The 6,591-nt window shown below is 36.5% G+C and carries 8 protein-coding genes; 5 read left to right on the top strand and 3 right to left on the bottom strand.

Annotated elements, in window-relative coordinates:
• A partial coding sequence (locus AC22ZQ_RS11540; RefSeq protein ID WP_318958925.1) for a glycosyltransferase family 2 protein occupies positions 1-1,208 on the top strand: 1,208 nt, incomplete at its 5' end.
• Position 1,209: 1 nt separating this feature from the next.
• A complete protein-coding gene (locus tag AC22ZQ_RS11535; protein ID WP_318958924.1) occupies positions 1,210-2,526 on the top strand; it encodes an MptA/MptB family glycosyltransferase in 1,317 nt (438 codons plus the stop codon).
• On the opposite strand, the gene AC22ZQ_RS11530 is transcribed toward AC22ZQ_RS11535, so the two are convergent.
• The 3 genes from AC22ZQ_RS11530 to AC22ZQ_RS11520 form a co-directional block, all read right to left on the bottom strand.
• A complete protein-coding gene (locus tag AC22ZQ_RS11530; protein WP_318958923.1) occupies positions 2,515-3,066 on the bottom strand; it encodes a hypothetical protein in 552 nt (183 codons plus the stop codon). The two genes, AC22ZQ_RS11535 and AC22ZQ_RS11530, sit on opposite strands and share 12 nt — an antisense overlap.
• Positions 3,067-3,272: 206 nt before the next feature.
• Positions 3,273-3,842 carry a 5-formyltetrahydrofolate cyclo-ligase gene (locus AC22ZQ_RS11525; RefSeq protein WP_318958922.1) on the bottom strand — a complete coding sequence of 190 codons (570 nt, stop codon included), beginning with the start codon at positions 3,840-3,842 and terminating at the stop codon, positions 3,273-3,275.
• A gap of 3 nt (positions 3,843-3,845) precedes the next feature.
• On the bottom strand, positions 3,846-4,145 hold the full coding sequence (locus tag AC22ZQ_RS11520; protein ID WP_318958921.1) for a YbaB/EbfC family nucleoid-associated protein: 300 nt from the start codon (positions 4,143-4,145) through the stop codon (positions 3,846-3,848).
• Between the two features lie 209 nt (positions 4,146-4,354).
• Between AC22ZQ_RS11520 and AC22ZQ_RS11515 the strand changes: the two genes are divergently transcribed.
• The 3 genes from AC22ZQ_RS11515 to AC22ZQ_RS11505 form a co-directional block, all read left to right on the top strand.
• On the top strand, positions 4,355-5,374 hold the full coding sequence (locus AC22ZQ_RS11515; RefSeq protein WP_318958920.1) for a c-type cytochrome: 1,020 nt from the start codon (positions 4,355-4,357) through the stop codon (positions 5,372-5,374).
• 8 nt (positions 5,375-5,382) lie between these two features.
• Positions 5,383-6,249 carry a DUF5777 family beta-barrel protein gene (locus AC22ZQ_RS11510; RefSeq protein WP_318958919.1) on the top strand — a complete coding sequence of 289 codons (867 nt, stop codon included), beginning with the start codon at positions 5,383-5,385 and terminating at the stop codon, positions 6,247-6,249.
• A 2-nt stretch (positions 6,250-6,251) separates the two neighbouring features.
• Positions 6,252-6,591, top strand: a 340-nt coding sequence (locus AC22ZQ_RS11505) for a hypothetical protein (RefSeq protein ID WP_318958918.1), incomplete at its 3' end; no start/stop codon positions are given.

Here is a 6,591-nt window from a genome sequence, read left to right as displayed (position 1 = left end):
GGGGAGAAGAAGTAATTCGGTTCATGCAGCATGGAAAAGAATACGCCCGAACCTACAAGTGTTGTTGGGGACGCTACTATAACTGCAATCGAACTCGAATCGGCATGTATTGTGTAGCTCTAGATGATGCGATGGAAGCATGTAAGGGAGAATTCATTGCCATTTTTGATGTTGACTTTTTACCCCATAGCGATTTCTTAAAACAAACCATAGGTCATTTTAAAAAGCAGGATGTCGGTGTGGTGCAAACACGTTGGGGACATCTCAACAAGGACTATTCTTTGCTAACAGAACTGCAAGCCTTCGGTTTAAACGCTCACTTTAGTGTGGAGCAAGTAGGAAGGAATGTACAAGGACACTATATTAATTTTAATGGTACCGGGGGGGTATGGCGCAAATCCTGTATTGAAGATGCTGGTGGATGGCAACACGATACCTTAACAGAAGATTTAGATTTAAGTTACAGGGCCCAAGTAAAAGGCTGGAAATTTGTCTACTTAGAGGATGTTATTGCTCCTGCGGAGTTGCCGATTACGATGAGTGCATTAAAGAGTCAGCAACACCGCTGGATGAAAGGTGGAGCTGAATGTTTTGTGAAAAACAATGCTCTTTTACGTAAAACAGAAGGATTAGAAAGAGGTCATAGACTTCATGGTTTGTTTCATTTGTTCAATTCCTCAGTTTTTGTGGTATTGTTGTTACTCTCGCTTTTGAGCTTACCCTTAATGACAATACAGGATAGTTTTTCAAAGTTCGATTGGGTATTTGATTTAAGCGCCGTTTTTATTTCTTCCACCTTGTTTTTGTTTTATTATTACTGGGTGAGCTACAGGGATAAAAGTGAACAATTTTTGCCTTCTTTTTTAAGGTTTACCGTTCGCTTTGTTCAGTTTTTGACTGTTTCTGCAGGGTTGAGTATTAACAATTCTATCGCCGTTTTTGAGGGGTATTTGGGCATTAAAAGCTCTTTTGTGCGTACGCCAAAATTCAATGTTACGCTGAAAAATGATAGTAAGACAAACAAGTACGATAAGAAGAAAATGAGTCTTCCTATGGTTTTTGAGTTCCTTATGTTTATCCTTTTTGGTCTTTCTACCGTATATCATATATATACAGAGGCATATGCTATACTTCCTTTTCATATAATGTTGACATTGGGGTATGGAGCAGTATTCTTCTATGGATTTTCTGAATTGAAACAACGCTAATATGCAATGGAAAAAGTGGTTTTGGGTCTTGGGCTATTTTGTAGCTGTACTTGGCTTAGGTCGATATGCCCAGCAGGATAATTTTATTACCACTTTCTCGAGTTACACTTTCGCCTTTGCGTTTTATTTAGGTATCTATTTTAAGCGAAAGATGTTCTCACCGAGAGAGCTTAAAATCACTGTTTTTATCAGTGCTATAATTGTTCTTCCCTTTCTTCCTGGTTTATCTCCCGATTATTTCAGGTTTTTATGGGATGGAAGGTTGATACTCGACGGAATAAATCCTTATGCCCACACGCCAGAGGCATTGATGGAAATGAGTCGTTTTGCCAACGATGCTTATTATCAGGAGTTATATGCTGGAATTACGCAATTGTCAAAAGAAAATTATTCTTGCTACCCGAGTATCAATCAGTTTTACTTTGCGGCAGCTAATCTGTTTTCAAAAGATGTTTGGTTCAACATGGTGATGATGCGCATACTCATCATTTTAAGTTTGTTATTTGCCCATCATTTTACTGTAAAAATGTTGTTGCAATTCGACAGGTCGCCCAAACTTGCAAGTCTCTTTTTTTTAAATCCATTTGTGCTCTTAGAATTGATCATAAACCTCCATTTTGAAGGTGTGATGATTGCATTTTTTGCACCGGGACTTTTCTATTTATTGCGCGATCGTATGTTTTTAAGTGCGTTGTTTTTTGCCTTAGCGATTAATGTGAAATTAACACCACTTTTATTATTGCCTTTTATTTACAAGCAATTGAGTATCAGGCATACGGTACTCTTTTATTTCTACACCCTTGTAGGGGTGCACTTGTTTACGCATCTCCTCTTATGGCCTCCTTATTACGAAAATTTTGCAGAGAGTTTGAGTTTGTATTTTTCAAATTTTGAATTTAATTCATCTCTATACAGTACGGCATCTAGTTTATTTTACCCTTTATTTACCTGGGAAACGGTATACATTGTAGGACCAGCCCTTTCTATGCTAACACTCGGTTTAATCATAGTTATGGCATTGAAAAGACCCGTTAACACATCTGTGGAAATACTCTACTACATGATGGCGGGTTATTTTATATATCTGCTCCTGAGTTCAACGGTACATCCTTGGTACTTAAGTATTCCCTTGTTTTTAGGAATGTTTAGCAAGTTCAATTTTGTGGTGATTTGGAGTTTTGTGGTGATACTAAGTTATGGTTTCTATGCCTTTGAGAGTCCATGGATAGCCACTACATTGAAGTGGACGGAATATGGTATTGTTTTTATTTATCTCCTTTGGGAGATTCTCAAAATAAGACGGGTGTCAATACAATGATTTGTAGTAATTTACCCAAACAGGGTTCGTTACATCTCTTAGTATATTGAAAAAGTTAGAGTCAATAAAATAGCTTCCTTCAAAATTTCTGATGTTGTAGTTTTTACCGAGAAATTCGTATTGTTTTAAGGATGGTTTAATGATGCCGTTGCTCCAACCATTGGCCTTGGACTTGTCCAAAGGATGTATGGCAAAACGAAGTTTCCATAAAGAGTCTAAAGCGGGACAATACCATACCGAATCATCGGTGGGGTAGTGGTATATTTTAAAGTGAATTATATTATTCTCTTCCAAGTAATTTCTGTAACCTTCTCCGGGTAGGGGCCAGGTGCCAGTGAGATATTTTAAAAAAGCCGCTTCGTCTGGTAAATAAGAAATAGCCACTCCATTTATTCGATCTCTGAAAATGGCATAGCTTTGAATTTTACCAGTAGGGAACGCACCAACTTTAACACCGAACCGAACTTCCTTATCTACAGTATTGTAGGAAGAAAAGAGTAGCAGTGCAAGTACAGAGAATATGTACGTGTTAATTTTCATAATCAGTACGCATTATAAGGTACTGAAATTCAATTGAAAAAGTTACGTTGATTACTTGGTCTTTTTTAAAACTAGAAAAAAGGTGAGCAGCGCAATGGCTAAAATTAAAAATCCCCACAGCAAGTTTTCAAAAAGTAAAAACCCCAACATTACGAAGGGGATAAATGCTATAATGAGTAAATGATATTTTCCTTGATTGCCTGAACTCAAAATCGAATTAATTTTTCTGGAGTAATAAGGTAGTTGAGCTTTTTATCTCCCTCAAAAACATCTTCAATTTCGTCTATAGGTTCAAAAAAGTTAAGGCCTATAAAGATACAGTCAGACTTACATTTACTTAAGAACCTATCATAGAAACCTTTTCCATACCCCACGCGATTACCAAGTTTGTCAGCCGCTAATAATGGAACAAATACAATATCGTGTTTATCCGGTGCTATTTTTTTTCCTTTAACGGGTTCGGGTATCCCGTAGGGATTAATTTCCAAGCTTGTGTCGTTGGTATAAAGTACATGCGAAAGCTCACCCGTTTTAAAGTTACTCACCGGCAGTGTGAACTTTGCCCCAATATTTACGGCTCGCTCTAATATTTGGTAAGTATTGAGTTCTTTTTGTCTTTCTATAGGTAAGAAAATACTACACAGTTTATTTTCTAATTGAAAGTTTTTAAGAACTGAATGGCAAATCTCTTCCGATGCTTTTTGTAAGCGTTTGGGAGAAATTTTTTTCCTTTCTTCTTTAAAATGAGCTCTAAGCTCCGCTTTATTTGCTTTCATGTATTATAGTCCAGGGAATAATCCTTTTGCAGAGTTCTGCATTTCTTTTTGATTAACTTCTTCTGCAGCCTCTAACGCGCGATTGAAGGCAACCGTTAGTAAATCTTCCAAATCTTCTTTATCCATTTGATCCAACTCCGTGTTAATGGTTAAAGATTTCATGGTTCTATTCCCTGTTAACTCTACTACAATCAGGTTTCCTCCTGCTTCTCCTTGAACAGAAATTTGATCTAATTTTTTCTTAGACTCTTCTGCCTTTTGTTGCATTTCTTGCAACTTTCCAAACATATCTCCTCCAAACATGATCTTTTGAATTTTTGTTCGAAAATAAGCAGAAGATTTTATTTACCACAATGGCTTCCCAATTTTTCGGTGAGGAGTAATTAATCATTGAGCTTATCGAATTAGATGTAATGTATTTATCAATCTTAGAAAGAAAAATGTAGTTCGTGCATCCATTTGCATTCAGTTTGCGTTAATATCCTAGAAGCGAAAAAAAACGCCTTTGTTTTATGTGGAAAAAAATTGTTGGAGGAACAGTTTTACTTTTAATTACGGGACTATTAGCTTTTGTAAAGAAGCACGATACCAGTAAGATATCTGCTCTATCCTTAGCGGAAGTTGAGCACCAACTTGATGGAAGTGTACGCAATCCTATTAGGGAGGTGGATACCGTATTGGCTAAAATTGGATACACCATTATTACAGAAGGTAAAGCGGAGTATAAAGGTTATAAAGGAAAATTAGTTTCTTCTTATTTTGTTTGTACAGATTGCCACAATTTAGAACAGGAGTATTCTTCTTTAACAGAACATAGCCCCGAAGATAAATTGGTGTATACAACAGAACACAATTTACCTTTTTTACCTGCTTCTAGTTTTTATGGAATTTATAATAGAAAGCAGTTCTATACCAAGGATTATGTAAAGAAGTATGGTGAATTAGTAAACGATGCGCGCGATACATTAGAGAATGCTGTTCAATTGTGTGCAAAATACTGTTCAAGTGGAAGGTATCTAGAAGATTGGGAGTTAGATGCAATCATGCACTACTTCAAAAGTACAGAGTTAAAGCTTAAAGACCTCAAGCTATCTCACCAAGAGTTGAGTGCTTTAGAAAATTTAGAGCGTTTATCTTCCGACCAAAAAGAAGCAATTTTAAAGAAAGTACGCTCCAAATTTACGCAATCATATATCGCTACGTTTTTACCGGCCATGGATGTTAATAAAAGGGGATATGGAGAAAATGGGAATGCGGAAAATGGAAAACTGATTTATGAAAAGAGTTGTTTGCATTGTCATGACAACGCACGCGTAACTTACTTGGATTTAGACCACGATAAGTTAGACGCTCAAATGTTTTGGAGAAATATAAACAACTACACAGATAAGTCCTTGTATCAGATTATAAGATATGGAACTTATCCTATTGCAGGTAGAAAACAATATATGCCCCTATATCCTGAAGAAAAAATGAGCAATCAACAATTGGAAGATTTGGTGGCATACATTAAAGAATTGGCAGCAGTATAATGAGAAAGATGAAGAAGATAATTGGTTTAGTTCTTACAAGTGTTTTTGTCTTATCCAATGGATTTGCACAGGAAAAAGAAAGCGAAACTTTCAATGCTTTTAAAATTGTGAATGCACATAGCACCAAGACTTTGAAAAAACGAGAATTCAGATATATCATAGAGCATAGGTTTGGTGATATAGCAGGAGAGCAAGGAGGTGTGCAAACCGGGTTTGGTTTCGATAACGCTGCGGATATTCGCTTCGGGTTTGATTTTGGACTCAGTGATAAATGGATGGTAGGTATAGCTCGTTCTAAGGGGGCAAACCAACCTTACAGGTCTTTGATAGATGCTGGCACTAAATATTTATTGTTAGAGCAAACCAAAGATTTGAGTACACCTGTTTCTATGGCAATTACAGGAACAATGTATTATACCTATCAGCAAGCAACAACAAATTTGACGCAAGTGAATTCTTTTCCTACTCAAGTAGACAGGTTTTCATATGCTTCTCAATTGGTGATTACCCATAAATTAAACGAACGTTTAAGCTTCGCAGTTCTACCTACTTATGTTTACAGAAATTATGTTTTGGCAAAAGACAATAACGCATTGTTTTCTGTAGGAGGGGCGGCTAATTTAAAGTTGACGAAAGGTTTGGGACTTATCGCCGAATATTTCTACGGGATTGGCAACACTATGGAAAGGAATGCGTCTAACACCAATAGTCTTGGCTTCGCTTTAGAGTGGAAGACGAATGGGCATTGCTTTCATTTCAATTTTACGAATGCTAAAGGAATGGGAGAATTACAATACATAGCGAATACTGAATCTCAATGGAGAGAAGGTGAATTTCGATTTGGATTTGGTATTTCTCGAACTTTTAAATATTAAAAATGTTAAGATATATAGGCATATTAGGTGTAGGATTAATGTTAATGGTAGGTTGTGCTAAAAACAGAACACAACCCATGAAAACTTTCCCTCCAGGATGTGAGGATACAGTTTATTTCTCTTCTCAAATACAACCTTTGTTTATGAACAATTGTTCTACTACAGGTTGTCATGATCAATCGACTGCTCAGAATGGATATGTATTTGAAAATTATAATCAAATCGTTAATTCTGCGGAAGACGCACTTCAAACCATAAAACACGAAGGTGGAGTTGCTCCTATGCCTTCGGGAGGACCTAAATTAAATGATACATTGATTAAACAACTCGAATGTTGGATTG

Source organism: Lishizhenia sp., from assembly GCF_057456495.1.
This window is presented reverse-complemented; position numbering and strand designations above follow the sequence as displayed.